General features: G+C 42.1%; 12 protein-coding genes. 7 read left to right on the forward strand and 5 right to left on the reverse strand.

Going from position 1 to position 14,486, the window contains the following annotated elements; genetic code table 11:
• Positions 1 to 27 precede the first annotated feature (27 nt).
• From CYG50_RS13950 to ybaK, 3 genes are all read left to right on the forward strand, one after another.
• Entirely contained in the window at positions 28 to 609 is a 582-nt protein-coding gene (locus tag CYG50_RS13950; protein WP_102139380.1) for an HdeD family acid-resistance protein, read from the forward strand.
• Positions 610 to 765: 156 nt separating this feature from the next.
• Positions 766 to 1,566: a TraB/GumN family protein gene (locus tag CYG50_RS13955; protein ID WP_102139381.1), complete on the forward strand. Its 801-nt coding sequence runs from the start codon at positions 766 to 768 to the stop codon at positions 1,564 to 1,566.
• A gap of 28 nt (positions 1,567 to 1,594) precedes the next feature.
• Entirely contained in the window at positions 1,595 to 2,068 is a 474-nt protein-coding gene (gene ybaK, locus CYG50_RS13960) for a Cys-tRNA(Pro)/Cys-tRNA(Cys) deacylase YbaK (RefSeq protein WP_102139382.1), read from the forward strand.
• A gap of 95 nt (positions 2,069 to 2,163) precedes the next feature.
• On the opposite strand, the gene ushA is transcribed toward ybaK, so the two are convergent.
• A complete protein-coding gene (gene ushA, locus CYG50_RS13965; RefSeq protein ID WP_102139383.1) occupies positions 2,164 to 3,834 on the reverse strand; it encodes a bifunctional UDP-sugar hydrolase/5'-nucleotidase UshA in 1,671 nt (556 codons plus the stop codon).
• A 258-nt stretch (positions 3,835 to 4,092) separates the two neighbouring features.
• Between ushA and CYG50_RS13970 the strand changes: the two genes are divergently transcribed.
• Both CYG50_RS13970 and ybaL read left to right on the forward strand, forming a co-directional pair.
• Entirely contained in the window at positions 4,093 to 5,316 is a 1,224-nt protein-coding gene (locus tag CYG50_RS13970) for an MFS transporter (RefSeq protein WP_102139384.1), read from the forward strand.
• Positions 5,317 to 5,602: 286 nt separating this feature from the next.
• Positions 5,603 to 7,351 (forward strand): YbaL family putative K(+) efflux transporter, encoded by a 1,749-nt coding sequence (ybaL, locus tag CYG50_RS13975; RefSeq protein WP_102139385.1) that lies wholly within the window; start codon positions 5,603 to 5,605, stop codon positions 7,349 to 7,351.
• Between the two features lie 109 nt (positions 7,352 to 7,460).
• Here ybaL and CYG50_RS13980 read toward each other — a convergent pair whose 3' ends face one another.
• The 4 genes from CYG50_RS13980 to CYG50_RS13995 form a co-directional block, all read right to left on the reverse strand.
• A complete protein-coding gene (locus tag CYG50_RS13980; RefSeq protein WP_102139386.1) occupies positions 7,461 to 7,811 on the reverse strand; it encodes a DUF1937 family protein in 351 nt (116 codons plus the stop codon).
• 110 nt (positions 7,812 to 7,921) lie between these two features.
• Positions 7,922 to 8,698, reverse strand: a complete 777-nt coding sequence (locus tag CYG50_RS13985) for a DeoR/GlpR family DNA-binding transcription regulator (protein WP_102139387.1) — start codon at positions 8,696 to 8,698, stop codon at positions 7,922 to 7,924.
• Between the two features lie 35 nt (positions 8,699 to 8,733).
• Entirely contained in the window at positions 8,734 to 9,963 is a 1,230-nt protein-coding gene (locus tag CYG50_RS13990; RefSeq protein ID WP_102139388.1) for an NAD(P)/FAD-dependent oxidoreductase, read from the reverse strand.
• Positions 9,960 to 11,360 carry an NAD(P)/FAD-dependent oxidoreductase gene (locus tag CYG50_RS13995; RefSeq protein WP_102139389.1) on the reverse strand — a complete coding sequence of 467 codons (1,401 nt, stop codon included), beginning with the start codon at positions 11,358 to 11,360 and terminating at the stop codon, positions 9,960 to 9,962. Before CYG50_RS13995 ends, CYG50_RS13990 begins: the two co-directional genes overlap by 4 nt.
• A gap of 241 nt (positions 11,361 to 11,601) precedes the next feature.
• Here CYG50_RS13995 and CYG50_RS14000 point away from each other — a divergent pair, with 241 nt between their 5' ends.
• Positions 11,602 to 13,041, forward strand: a complete 1,440-nt coding sequence (locus CYG50_RS14000) for an FGGY family carbohydrate kinase (protein ID WP_102139390.1) — start codon at positions 11,602 to 11,604, stop codon at positions 13,039 to 13,041.
• A 22-nt stretch (positions 13,042 to 13,063) separates the two neighbouring features.
• Positions 13,064 to 14,314, forward strand: coding sequence for an ethanolamine utilization protein EutH (eutH, locus tag CYG50_RS14005; RefSeq protein WP_102139391.1), 1,251 nt, complete (start codon positions 13,064 to 13,066; stop codon positions 14,312 to 14,314).
• Positions 14,315 to 14,486 lie beyond the last annotated feature (172 nt).

The following is a 14,486-nucleotide window of genomic DNA, read 5'->3' on the forward strand; positions in this document are numbered from 1 at the left end:
TTAGTTATTTAATATTTGGAGTACAAAATGCTTAATATTGATCGTGAGAAACTCGCCAAACTTGCGGGAGAAGAGTTTAAAAAACAACGCACCTTTCTGGTGATCTTATCCATTTTACTGTTAGCTGGTGGGCTTTTTTGTATTATCAACCCGATGATCTCCGGTATTGCCGTCAGTACAGTACTGGGTGTATTGCTGATTATTGGCGGTGTTGGTGCGATAGTCAGCATCTTGAGTACGGTGATTTATACTGGTTGGTCACGGTTATTTGGTTTTGTTATTGGTCTTATTTATATTATTGTCGGCTACTCGTTTATTAAAGATCCGTTACAAAGTTTAGTGGCGTTGGCTATTTTGGTGGCCGCGTTATTTATTGTTGGTGGGGTGATCCGGCTCTATGTCGGCTTCCAACAAATTAGCTCTGCAGGTGGCTGGTTACAAATCATCATTGGGCTGTTAGATTTCTTTATTGCCTATTTACTCATCGGTAATGGTCCAATTACATCAATTACCTTACTGACAACACTAATTGGGATCGAAATGGTGTTTAGTTCCTTTAGCTTATTCGCTTTACTCAGTGTATTTAAAGGCATTAATAAGAATAACTAACCCTATGATGCCCCTTTATTAGGGGCATTTTTTTACTTTGTCTCGCCTCCACGAAAAATCAGTCAGCTAAAAAATGCGTAATCGGTGATGAGCATTCGCAAATTGCGGCAAGATTGTTTAACCTAGTAAAATGAGAAATAGCGCAGGGACGAAATCGTGGGCAAACTGATTGAAAATTTAAAAAACTGGCTTCATACGGAAACTGCTCCAGTTTACCCTTACCCTGCGGTTGATATTCGGCTATCAAAAAACCTTAAATTGCACGTTGTGGGGAGTATCCATATGGGAACAGAGAATATGTTTCCTTTGTCTGCCACATTATTAGATAAACTTAATTTCGCAGATGCCTTAATTGTTGAGGCAGATATCACTGAAACTCACTCCCCATTTCCTAATGATGTAGCAGAGCATCTTCCTGTAGAACAGCGGTTAACCGATGGTGAATATCATCTTTTTCAACAATATTGTTTAGAGCTCCGCCAATCCCCCGAACGCTTTGATACCTTACCCTCATGGCAAATCGCCCTGATCTTGCAAGCGACCCAAGCTCAAGAGCTCGGGCTCAGAGGCCATTATGGTATTGACTACCAACTTATCCGTAATGCGCAATCACAACTCAAACCAGTTATTGAGTTAGAAGGAACCGCCTCTCAAGTTGAATTGCTGCTTTCTTTGCCTAATAATGGGTTAGCGTTGTTACAAGACTCATTGAACCACTGGCGTGAAAATGCGCGCTCGCTACAGACAATGATAAGCTGGTGGCTAGATTACCAACCCAATAACCGCACGGCTTTACCCAATACGTTTAGCGAAGACATTTACCAAGTATTGATGAAGCAACGAAATGCGAATTGGAGTGAGCAGCTTAAGTCACTTCCTGATGGTAACTATGTTGTCGCTGTTGGTGCATTACATCTGTTTGGTGAAAATAGTCTGGTAGAATATTTGCGAAATTAAGCTATAAGTTATAAATAGAAGGCTCAAAATGACCCCAGCCGTGAAATTACTCGAAAAACAAAAAATTTCCTTCACTTTACATCCTTATGACCACGACCCAAATGAAAATAACTTTGGTGATGAAGCGGTACGAAAACTTGGGTTAGATGCCAAACAGGTGTTTAAAACCTTATTGGTTGCGCTCAATGGTGATCAAAAAACGTTAGCCGTCGCTGTTACACCTGTTTCAGGGCAATTAGATTTAAAACAGGTCGCCAAAGTGTTTAAAGTCAAAAAAGTTGAAATGGCAGATCCACAAATAGCCCAAAAGACTACTGGGTATTTACTTGGTGGCATTAGTCCATTAGGCCAAAAAAAGCGCCTGCCAACGGTAATTGACGACCAAGCTCAGCAATATGCCACACTGTTTATTTCAGGTGGAAAGCGTGGATTAGATATTGAACTTGCTCCTAACGATCTCGCAAAAGTACTGAATGCAACCTTCGCTGAAATACGTAAATAGCACTAAGCCATAATGGTTCTGGTGGCTGTTAAATCACCTTTAGCTAAAAAAGCCCCACCGCGAGCAGTGAGGCTTTCAAGGTAATAATGATTTAATTATTTATTATTATAAATAATTTCACCTTTGGGTTCATAGTCTGCCGCTTTCAGAGGGGAATGTTTTTCAATATACCCCTTGAGCACTTCCGCATCGACAAAGCCGGTATTAACGTAGTTAGGATGGTTGTCAATTTTCGGGTAACCGTCACCACCAATCGCATTAAAATTCAACGTGGCCATACGATAGGTTTTCGCTGGGTCAACAGGCTTACCATCAATTTTGACATCACTGATCGTGCCATCTTTATTCAGCGTTAAGTTCACATTGTAGAACTGGCCATATGCACCTGCATCCGGTTTCATATTCGCAACTGCGGTCAGGTATGGGATAACTTCATCACCTTTGAAATCCACATAAACTAACTCATTGGCAAATGGCTGAACTTTAAGAACATCTTTATAAGTGATATCGCCACTTTCGATAGAGTCACGAACACCGCCACCACTCATGATCGCGAAGTCAGCTCCTGCACGTTCTTTCTGTGCAGCTAACAGAAGGTGCCCCATATTGGTTTGTACAAAACGCACTTTGCTGCGATCGCCTTCGAGTTTGCCTTCAACAGATCCCACTTTAACACTCAGTTGCTTGTCACCTTTTTCTTGATAAGGTGTCAATAACTTCATCATGTCAGGGTTGTGAGCAATTTCTTGCGTATAATAAACACGCTCGCTAGTCCCATCTTCTTTTGTCACTTTTTTCTTCAAGTTAATTGGGATTAACTGGTAGTGCTTGAGCGTAAACTTGCCGTTTTTAAATTCAAAATCCGCACGGCCTACATATTTACCCCATTCATGGGCTTGCACAATCCAAGTTCCATTTTGGTTATCTGGCGCACACGGTGTACCTGGTACATAGTCTTCTTGCTTGTAGTTTTTCTTTTCTTGAGACATACAAACAGGGTCTTGTGAGTGACCACCCACTATCATATCTAAATAGCCAGCCGGTAAGCTGCGCGCCATTTCGACATCGCCTGGGGCATTGGAGCCATGACTGCCATCGTCATAGTGGCCCATATGCGTTGCTGCGATGATAATGTCTGGTTTTTCTGTTGCGCGGAGCTCTTCAACCACTTTTTTAGCTTCATCCGCAGGCACACGGAATTCAACATCAGGGAAGTTAGCAGGGTTACCGATACGTACGGTATCGTCAGTTGTCAGCCCCATCACTGCAATTTTTACACCTTGTTTATCAAAAACTTGATAAGGCTTGAAAAGACGTTTGCCTGTGCTGCTTTGATAAATATTGGCGGATAAAAACGGAAAGGTTGCCCACTTTTCTTGCTGACGCAGCGTTTCAAGCGGGTTATCAAACTCATGGTTCCCTAATGCCATCGCATCGTAACCCACTAAGTTCATTCCTTTAAAATCGGGTTCTGCATCTTGTAAATCAGACTCTGGTACACCGGTATTAATATCACCACCAGAGAGCAGTAAAACACTACCACCTTGCTTAGCGACTTCGTCACGAATTTCATCAACCACCGTTTTTTGCGCGGCTAAACCATATTCGCCATGGTCGTTGTGCCAGAAATGGCCGTGATGGTCATTGGTATGTAGAATGGTAATATTGTATGTTTTGTCTTTTTCCCACGCATTTGCCATAGTTGCGGGTATTAACGCTAACGATACCGTTAATGCGCATGCGGATGCCTTAAATGCAAACTTCATACATTTCTCCCTGCTGATATAGGAATTTTTATTCAGTCATATTAGATTATAGTTTGTCACTACCTGCTGTCTTATAGCATAAAAATATGATCAGGATTTGATACCTATTGCAGAATAAGAAATTCGTTTCATAAAAATGAGATCATCATCAAATAATTAACCGACACTAATTATTCACGTGATTTATTTATCCATTTAAATAAATTGTATTTCAGTTATATTGATAACAATTATGTAACACAGAAAGTTGATAATAATATGAGTGAGCAAACCACAAACCCTAACAACCCAAGCCCGTCAAAGCCAATAAACAAAACGGGGAAAACGGTCTTTAGTATCCTAACTGCCATCAGTGTCTCTCATTTACTTAATGACATGATCCAGTCACTGATCTTAGCCATTTATCCTTTATTACAATCTGATTTTTCATTAAGTTTTGCCCAAATTGGGATGATCACCCTCACTTATCAGATTACTGCATCATTACTGCAACCTATTATCGGCTATTATACCGATAAACACCCGCAGCCATATTCTCTGCCAATAGGTATGAGCTTCACGTTAACGGGATTAATATTGCTAGCAATGGCTGAAACCTTCCCGACTATATTACTGGCCGCGGCACTCGTTGGAACGGGCTCTTCCGTATTCCACCCTGAGTCCTCACGTGTTGCACGTATGGCATCAGGGGGGCGTCATGGCCTCGCACAATCCTTTTTCCAAGTGGGTGGCAACTTAGGGGCCTCCCTTGGGCCATTACTTGCAGCGCTGATTATTGAACCTTATGGTAAAGGCAATATTGGCTGGTTCTCACTGGCTGCCCTACTTGCAATTGTTATTTTGCTGCAAGTCAGCAGTTGGTATAAACACCAACATCGTGCCGCAAGTAAAAAACCGATCGGCGCGGGAAATGTAAAAGTTTTACCACGTAAAGTCATTGTTGGCTCTTTAGCTGTACTATTAGTCCTGATTTTCTCCAAATACTTCTATTTGGCCAGTATCAGCAGCTATTACACCTTTTATCTGATCGATAAATTCGGTGTTTCAGTGCAAAATGCGCAAATTCATTTGTTTGTTTTCTTATTTGCCGTTGCCGCTGGCACAATGATTGGCGGGCCAATAGGTGACAAAATAGGGCGTAAATACGTTATTTGGTTCTCAATCCTTGGTGTTGCGCCATTTACTTTAATTTTACCCTACGCATCCCTCTATTGGACTGGGGTACTTACCGTCATTATTGGTTTGATTTTAGCCTCCGCATTTTCAGCTATTTTAGTCTACGCACAAGAGCTGATCCCCGGTAAAACCGGCATGGTATCAGGGTTGTTCTTTGGGCTGGCCTTCGGTATGGGGGGCGTTGGTGCAGCAGTTTTAGGTCATATCGCAGACCAAACCAGTATTGAACAAGTTTATCATTATTGCGCTTTCTTACCATTACTTGGGATTTTTACAGTATTACTGCCAAATATTGGTAACAAATAGTTTTATTTTCTTATTTTACCCATACTTACCTAAAAATAAGTATGGGTCTTTCCTTCCTCAATCCAAACAAATTCCAGATAAAAATCTCACAAACATAGCGCTTGTAACGATTTAGCACCTTTAAGCTGTCTTTTTTTTAAAAACATTTCATTTTTTTAAGGAAATTTATCTCAAAAAAAGTTAGAATATAAAAACATGCAAATTGCATTTTAAAATGAAGGCCTCATTTTAAAAGTCAACGGCATGTACCCACCTTTCTATTTTTATATTCACCAGAGGAGACTAAATGGAGCATTCAACGCCCTTAATCACAACCATTGTTGGTGGTCTCGCCCTTGCATATTTGTTAGGTATGATCGCGCAGCGATTAAAAATTTCCCCTTTAGTTGGCTACCTTGCAGCCGGTGTTCTCGCAGGCCCATTTACCCCCGGTTTTGTTGCTGATGCAGCACTGGCACCTGAACTTGCTGAAATCGGTGTTATCTTACTGATGTTTGGGGTTGGCCTACATTTTTCATTAAAAGATTTACTTGCTGTTAAAGCTATCGCCATTCCCGGAGCCATTGCACAAATCGCAGTAGCCACCTTATTGGGTCTTGGCCTCTCTATGCTATTTGGTTGGGGAATATTTACAGGCGTTGTATTTGGCCTGTGTTTATCCACTGCCAGTACCGTCGTATTACTACGGGCCTTAGAAGAACGTCAATTGATTGAAAGCCAGCGTGGGCAAATTGCTATAGGCTGGCTGATCGTTGAAGACTTAGCCATGGTCTTAACACTTGTTCTACTGCCTGCTGCAGCCGCTATTATGAACACGGATGACGCAAGTTTCAGTGAGCTTGCATTAGGCCTTGCATGGACAATTGGTAAAGTAGTTCTATTCATATTCATTATGATTGTCGTGGGTCGTAAAGTGATCCCATGGATTTTATCACGTACCGCATCAACAGGTTCTCGTGAACTATTTACCCTTGCTGTTCTCGCACTTGCATTAGGTATTGCCTATGCCGCTGTGGCGATTTTCGATGCTTCATTTGCCCTCGGTGCGTTCTTCGCAGGGATGGTATTAAATGAGTCTGAGCTCAGCCATCGCGCTGCACAAGACACTCTGCCATTACGTGACGCCTTTGCTGTTCTGTTCTTTGTCTCGGTTGGGATGCTATTCGACCCAGTCGTGTTAATTGAACAACCTTTAGGGATTTTAGGGGTTCTGGCCATTATCATTATTGGTAAATCTGCAGCGGCCTTGGTTCTTGTCAGGATGTTTGGGCACTCACGGCGAACAGCGCTAACCATTTCCGTCAGTTTGGCGCAAATCGGTGAGTTTGCCTTTATCTTAGCAGGCATGGGCTTGACCCTTGGCGTGATGGATAAAGACGCACAAAACTTGGTATTAGCAGGCGCAATTGTCTCTATTATGCTGAATCCTGTGTTATTTAGCTTATTAGATAAGTACCTTGAGAAAACCGAGACTATCGAAGAGCAACTGCTGGAAGAGACTCTGGAAGAAGAAACTCAAGTTCCTGTCGATATCTGCGGCCACGCAATCATCGTCGGTTACGGCCGAGTCGGTGGCATGCTTGCAGACAAACTGCGTAGAAGGGAGATTCCGGTTGTTGTTGTTGAAGATACCCGCGCTCGGTTTGAAGAGCTTGCTGAAAATGGCTTTAGCGCAATTTTAGGCAATGGCGCAAATAAAGATATCATTAGTCTTGCACGTATTGAATGCGCCAAAACATTGCTTTTAACCATTCCGAATGGTTATGAAGCAGGGGAGATTGTCGCAACAGCAAAAGAAATGAACCCAGATATCACTGTGATTGTTCGTGCCCATTATGATGATGAAGTCAGCTTTATCAAAGAACGAGGGGCTGAGCATATTATTATTGGTGAACATGAAATTGCTAAATCTATGGCGACACTCATGTGCAATGATGTGGAAGAGTTCGGTTGTTCTATTGATGATTTTATTGATAACGACAATAGAAAAGTCGAAGGGAAAAACTTAGATGAATATCTAAAACCTAGCCACTAAACGCCGCCCTATCTTTAAAGCCGTAGCCTTTGGGTTACGGCTTTTTTGTGCACAAAAAAATCCATGACGATAAAACGTCATGGATCATCAAGATAGCGATAAATAAACGTTATTCTGCCATTTGTTCTTTGAACTCATCCCCTGTCCAAACCGGCAACCCTTGATCTTTAAAAAACTGAATTTCCGCTGCAACACCGCCGCTCTTCTCCCACCCCGGTAATGTCAGCACAATTAACCCATCACAACGCTTTAGAAACTCCATATCAATAGAAGACCAAGCGACTTTTTGTCCTTGTGAGGCAAGGTATTGGTTAATAGGATGGGTCATCGTGATTTGGCTATAAGTTGCTATACCTTTAAGCGCAAGCTCTGCCGCGAATTTAGTGCACTCTTGGAAGCGCATTTCCACAACATTGCTATCGGGGTCTGAATAAGGGCAAGCAATAAAATAGAGGCTCATAATAATTCCTAGTATTGGCGTTAATCAAATTTTGGGTAAAGTAACCCTATGAAAAATAATTAAATATATTTCATAGGGAGTGTTTATAATTAAATGATAAAAATTAAAGCTTATTCAACATCCGCAACAATAATCTTCGTTTTAGGGTGTTTTTTATTTTCAGGTAATTTAAACTCTTTGCTGGTTGTCACCAAATAGTCAATGTTTTCCCAACTTGTCACAAAATTAATCGCATGCTTATTGGCCTTTGTGCCATCTGCTAATACCATTAATTTATCGCTATTTTCCATCATCTTTTGCGCGATCGCAGCTTCATCGACGTGCTGGTCCATTACACCATGCAGAGCGTGTATCGCCCCTGCGCCAATCACTGCGTAATCAGCAAAAAATTCAGCAATGTTTTTTAGTGCTATCGCACCTAAGCATGCATTTTGCGCTGCATTAAATTGCCCACCAATCAAAATTGTTTCGATGGTTGAGTTTTCTTGTAACGTATTTGCCAATAAAGGCGAATTCGTAATGACGGTTAAATTATCAATCAACTTAATTCTTTGGCTAAATTCAAAGGTGGTTGTGCCAAAATCAATAAACAATGTGTCTCCGGGTTTTATCAGCTCAGCCGCTTTTGCTGCAATCGCTTTTTTCTCATCAACCGCGGCTTGTGCTCTTTCCGTAAAATTACGCTCAAATTTTGACTGGATATTAACGGCTCCACCATGGACTTTTTTCAGTAACTTTTGAGTTTCAAGTTTACTAAGGTCACGACGGATAGTTTCTTGCGCGACATTAAAATGTTTTGCAAGCTCCTGTACGTAAACCTGCCCTTGAGTAGAAAGCAGCTCAATGATGGTTTGATGACGTACTTTTGAGGAACGTCCCTCACACATAGTTTAATCCTTCTTAACCATTTAACTTTCCAGCACTATACAACAGTGATACTAATTTCAGTAGCGTCCCGTTGTATTTTTGTTAAATCAATATTTTTCAGTAAAATACGTCGTGTTGGTAAACAGCGATGGCGTTTTTCATATAACAGGGTATTTCCTGCCATAACTCGAATAGTTCCGCTCACAGGTTGTTCAACTTTGATATTAAAATCAATTTGTCGCACTGATAAATTATCAATATCAATACATGCAGGAACACTAAAACAAATTTTCGAGTCAAACTGCACAGGAATATGTTGGGTTTCTTTCAATTGTTGTTGATGATGATTCGCTAATAAATCGTCTGCTATCCGCCCTCCTGTCACTAAACCTTCTTGATAGCATTGGTCACCCATATCGGCCGGATGCAACATATTGCCCGCAGCATAATAACTAGCATCTGAGCAACGCCCATATTGGTCTGTTACCGGTTTTCCTGTCGCTGCATCAAACCCCAAATGGCTTTTACGGATTAAGGTGTTTTCACCAACAAATTGCCCCGTAAAAATGACCGAATCACACATAATTTTGTGGCTTTTACCTTTGGTTTCAATAACCACATATTCCACGCGATCTAATCCACCAATTTCAGTAATTTTACTATTCAAATAAACGGGGGTTCCCATCGCTTTGGCAAATAAAGTCGCGGGTTTAAACGCTAAAATCCGTTCGCCACTTTCAATCATCGCTTGGGCTTTAACACCTGCATTTTTTAGTGTCCATAATGCAGAAAAACTCACTAATTCACTGCCTACTATCACTGGATTGCGGCAAGGCTTCTTGCCGTTTAAATAAACAAATTGCTGTAATGCCCCGGCTGTTAATACCCCTTGAGGGCGCAAGCCTGAAACTAAGCGCGGGTGTCTAGGTGTTTCTCTGACCCCAGTCGCTATCAGAACCCGCTTAGCTTGCATTTCGACAAGGCCTTCTGGTGTTGAAACCGTTAATTTTCCATTAGGCTGCAGTGCCGTTACCGTACTACGGGTGAAAATTGGTGTATTTCCCAGTTGATTAACAATTTTTTCTGCAAATTGATTGCCTTTCATCGGGCGCTTGAATGCGAGTATGCCAAAAGTTGGGTGCTGGCAATGACGCGGAACGCCTCCTGCCTGCGCTTCACGTTCAATAATGGCGATATTTTGAATACCGCGACGACGCAAAGCCTGTGCAGCAGCAACACCAGTAGGGCCCGAGCCAATGATAATCACATCATAATTTAAACTCATTTTACGGCCTCCACTGCTAGTGTGTGGTCGAAACGACCATTAATGATTTCAGCCACCTGGCTACTACAATAAAACCCATTACAGCGCCCCATCATCACTCGCGTTCTGCGGCGTAAAGCGCCCAAACATTCGGGAGGAATATCCGAATCAAATGCGGCTTCAATCTCCCGCTGAGTCACTAATTCACAATGGCAAACAATACCGCCATTGCTTTTGCATTGGTAATCCCGCTGATGATATTCAGAAATCATTGGCATGGTTGGCCAAATTAGCGCTTCTGGCGGTGATAATTCAAAAAGTGGTGTGAAGTTTTCTTGATACAATTTACCAAGATAGCTTGCCACCCCTAAAGCCGAAGTTAAGCCTGTTGAACGAATTCCCCCCGCACATATCCACTGTTTTTCAGGGTAATCATTAATGCGGTAATATTTTTCTTCTGTGGCAGGACGTAACCCCGCATAGGTTGCGGTCACACTGTAATTGTGCAATGACGGTAACATACGTGAACCTTGGGCAATTAAGTCCTCAAGGACTTCTTGTTTTACTTCTGCCTTCCAACGGTCATCTTGTTCCTCCGCTGTTGGGCCAAGTAAGAGGTTGCCAAAGATGGTTTTTGATAGCAAAACACCTTTTGTGATAGCCGTTGGCACTGGCAAGATAATCGCATTGATATCTGCTGCTGCGGCTTTATCATAAACGAGGAACTGCCCTTTACGTGGTTTTATTTGGAACGGTGATGGGTGGCAAATTGATTCAACAATGTCCCCGTTGATCCCTGCGCAGTTAATGACTAAACGGGCAGAAAACTCACCTTTTGATGTGGTTAAACGCCATATTCCATCATTGAGTGCTCCACCGCTTACCTCACAATGAAAACAGTATTCAGCCCCATGTTTCACAGCTTGTGTTAAATACGAAAGTGGTGTACTCCATGGGTCGATAACCGCCTCACCTGGCACAGAAACGGCCGCAAGTGCGCCTTGTGCTAAATGTGGTTCTCTACGATAGAGTTCTTCTTTATCAATAATTGTCACATCTAATACATTATTAGTGTGCGCTTGCTCAACTATCGCAGGTAATTTACTGAGTTGCTCATCATTCCATGCAACCACTAATGCTCCTGTTTCAAGAAGAGGTAAATTCATTTTTTCTCTGATTTCAATGAATTCACGATACCCTTCTTGCATGCACTCAAGTTCTAGACTCCCTGGTGTGGCGTCAAAACCTGTATGTAATAGCGCACTATTTGCCTTACTTGCTCCCGAAAGAATGTCACCTCCACGTTCGAGTAACAACGTGTTGGCACCCATCAGTGTGAATTTGCGTGTCACTGCACAGCCAATGACACCACCGCCGATGACAATGACATCCCAAATCTTTTTATTATTAATTTCCATGGCTGAGATCCTTAACTTAAAACTTGCACACATAAAACCACACAATTCCCACAATCACAATAATTAAAACAACACAAAGCACAACAACAACCAAAAACTTACTCACATTGTTACTTTATTGTGAGTTTTGTCACATTAGTGAAACTTGCTGTGAGTTTTTTGTGGATTTTATTTCCGATTAAACGATAGTAAGCAAAAAAACAGACCTATTTACAACATTTATAACACTGGGAATACTGTGATGCTCAATCAACGTTATGCGGCTATCGATCAGGGAACAACGGGAACCCGGGTCGTTGTCTTTGAAGAAGGCGGCCATTACCACTCCCCTATGAGCATTCCTCATAAGCAAATCACATTGAATAGTGGTTGGGTTGAACACGACCCAGAGGAAATACTGGCAAACATCATTAAGTGCTTACACAGCTGTGAAGTTGTTGATGCTATTGGGCTTTGTCACCAAGGTGAAAGTATTGTGGCATGGGATGCGGACAGCAAGCGTCCTTTATACAATGCCATTGTCTGGCAAGACTTGCGGACAGAGAAAACCATCTCAATGCTCAAAGAGGCAGGGTTAGAGCCACTGGTGCAATCTAAGTCGGGATTACCTCTCGACCCGTATTTTTCCGCCAGCAAAATGGGGTGGATAATTGAAAATGTCGTCGGAGCAAAAACATTAGCGGATAAAAATAAACTACGTATCGGTACGATGGATGCTTTTTTTCTCGACCGTTTATGTGGCGTATTCGTCACCGACTATAACTCAGCATCTCGAACGTCATTACTCAACATTCATACATTAGAATGGGACCAAGAACTGTGTGACATTTTTGGTGTTCCCATCCACTGCTTACCACCAATTAAAGATAACATCGGTGATTTTGGTGCAGTAAATCTCGATGGGCATCTCACACCAGTCACAGCCATTATTGTTGACCAATTTGCTGGCACATTTGGCCATGGCTGTCGTGAAAAAGGTGATGCAAAAATTACCTTCGGTACAGGCGCTTTTTTGCAAGCATTGACTGGTACAGATATACCACAAACTCATGACAGCGGTTTACTACCCACACTCTGCTGGAAGTTCCCCAATCAACCCCCTGTATTTGGCTTAGATGGTGGCGTGTACAACGCAGCGTCTGCCATCAATTGGGCTCGCAAAATCGGTTTATTTGACTCATTCGATGAGCTTGGTGATTTCAGGGCTGAATCTGCGATTAAACGTGGTCTCGCCTTTGTCCCAGCGTTATCTGGTTTAGGCTGCCCATACTGGGATCGCAGTGCTGCGGGTCTCTGGGCGGGGCTTTCATTAGATACTGACAAAAAAGATATGATGCAGTCTGTTTTGGAAGGCATCGCAGCGCGCTCCGCTGAAGTTATTTTTGCAATGGAAAAAATTTCACCGTTAGGCCAATCAATCTCAGTCGATGGAGGGCTTTCTTCAAATCAATATTTTAAACAATTTTTAGCGAATTTATTACAGAAAGACATTGAAGCACCAGCAAATCGTGAAGTCACCGCACTAGGCGCAGCCTTGCTGGCTCGCAAAGGCATCGGTATCACTCACGAAATGGCGGTAAGACGCAACGCTACTGTGACACATCCTGATGGAACGAACATGCAAGGTGTGATGGAACAATATCGCGACATCATTGCCCGTTCTCGCCAATTAAGACACTAAAATAATAAAAGGAAACCCTACCATGGCTGAATTCGGAAATTACATTATTTACTTGATCATGTGCGGAGCCATCATTGGCGCAGTCGCATCCATTGTCAGACCCACCAGCGATCTTGGAAAAGAGTTTGTTAACGGGATCTTTTCTATTGGTCCCGTGTTTCTTGCTCAAGCGGGGATCATGGCTGCAGTTCCACTACTCTCACAGTTAATCTCTTACATTCTTGGGCCTGTCTTTTCCTCTGTTGGATCAGACGTTTCCATTGCGGCCTTATCGATTATTGCAGTTGACATGGGCGGTTACCAACTAGCCGATGCACTGACGACGAATCGAGACATGTGGATCACCGCAATGTTGATCGGTTATACCTCTGGGGCCACTATTGTTTACCTGATCCCAGTAGGGTTAACAATGCTAAATCGCAAAGATCATAAATACCTTGCGCTTGGTGCAATGGCTGGGTTGATCTCAATACCATTTGGCGTACTCGCTTCACTGCTATTAATTACGTTCAATAATATTCCTGTCAGGGATATTATCTCTACAAACTCACCGGCAGCACATCAATTAACCTTAGATTTCTTTACCATGTTGCAATACTTGATGCCGCTGTTTGTATTCTGTTTTTTATTAGCTGCTGGGCTAAAATATCGCCCAATGTTAATGGTAACGGGTTTCCTGATTTTCGGTAAAATCATGGATGCATTCGTCAAATTAGTCTTAGCATTTTCAATCGTTGAACACTTTACCGGGGTATTCACTAAAGTTTTCGGGGCATGGGGCTTCGACCCACTGTTTGCGGACCAAAATGAGTTATTCCGCGCCATCGAAATTGCGGGCTATATCGGTATTATGTTAGCGGGTACATTCCCAATTTGTTATTTGTTCCAACGCTACTGTAAACCTTTAGTGCGTGCATTAAGTAACCGTTTAAAACTGAGTGATACCGGGTCTTTGGGTTTTATTATGGTTATGGCAAACATTATTGCAACTTATCATTTATTCAAAGAAATGCGAGCTAGAGACAAAGTACTCTGCGTTGCATTTGGTGTTTGTGCGCAAGCCACCATCGGTGACCACCTTGCGTTCACGGCCAATTTCCAACCCACGCTTGTTTTACCTATTCTGCTTGGTAAGTTGGTTGGTGGCTTCTTAGCGGTATTTATTGCGATTAAAATATCAGTGCCACAAGCAATGCGCTATGAAGCTGAAGATATAAAAGCGGCTGAAATAGCCAAAGAAGAAAGTGAACTCGCTGTTGCGAAGCAACATTAATCATATTTATATATTTAAATATACAACTCGCTGCATACTAAATATAAATACTCATAAAGTAGTATGCAGCTTTTATTTATTTGCCTGAAATTAATTCAAACTCTCATCAATTATTAACATTGCACTCACTATATGGTTATTTATATTAGTCATCATTAACCATTACATTATT

This window comes from Providencia huaxiensis (assembly GCF_002843235.3).
Classification (GTDB): domain Bacteria; phylum Pseudomonadota; class Gammaproteobacteria; order Enterobacterales; family Enterobacteriaceae; genus Providencia; species Providencia huaxiensis.

What these genes read in the sequence shown, in the direction of transcription:
- CYG50_RS13950 (WP_102139380.1), top strand. Translation starts at nt 28, where the DNA reads ATGCTTAATATTGATCGTGAGAAACTCGCCAAACTTGCGGGAGAAGAG.
- ybaK (WP_102139382.1), top strand. Translation starts at nt 1,595, where the DNA reads ATGACCCCAGCCGTGAAATTACTCGAAAAACAAAAAATTTCCTTCACT.
- ushA (WP_102139383.1), bottom strand. Translation starts at nt 3,834, where the DNA reads ATGAAGTTTGCATTTAAGGCATCCGCATGCGCATTAACGGTATCGTTA.
- CYG50_RS13970 (WP_102139384.1), top strand. Translation starts at nt 4,093, where the DNA reads ATGAGTGAGCAAACCACAAACCCTAACAACCCAAGCCCGTCAAAGCCA.
- ybaL (WP_102139385.1), top strand. Translation starts at nt 5,603, where the DNA reads ATGGAGCATTCAACGCCCTTAATCACAACCATTGTTGGTGGTCTCGCC.
- CYG50_RS13980 (WP_102139386.1), bottom strand. Translation starts at nt 7,811, where the DNA reads ATGAGCCTCTATTTTATTGCTTGCCCTTATTCAGACCCCGATAGCAAT.
- CYG50_RS13985 (WP_102139387.1), bottom strand. Translation starts at nt 8,698, where the DNA reads ATGTGTGAGGGACGTTCCTCAAAAGTACGTCATCAAACCATCATTGAG.
- CYG50_RS13990 (WP_102139388.1), bottom strand. Translation starts at nt 9,963, where the DNA reads ATGAGTTTAAATTATGATGTGATTATCATTGGCTCGGGCCCTACTGGT.
- CYG50_RS13995 (WP_102139389.1), bottom strand. Translation starts at nt 11,360, where the DNA reads ATGGAAATTAATAATAAAAAGATTTGGGATGTCATTGTCATCGGCGGT.
- CYG50_RS14000 (WP_102139390.1), top strand. Translation starts at nt 11,602, where the DNA reads ATGCTCAATCAACGTTATGCGGCTATCGATCAGGGAACAACGGGAACC.
- eutH (WP_102139391.1), top strand. Translation starts at nt 13,064, where the DNA reads ATGGCTGAATTCGGAAATTACATTATTTACTTGATCATGTGCGGAGCC.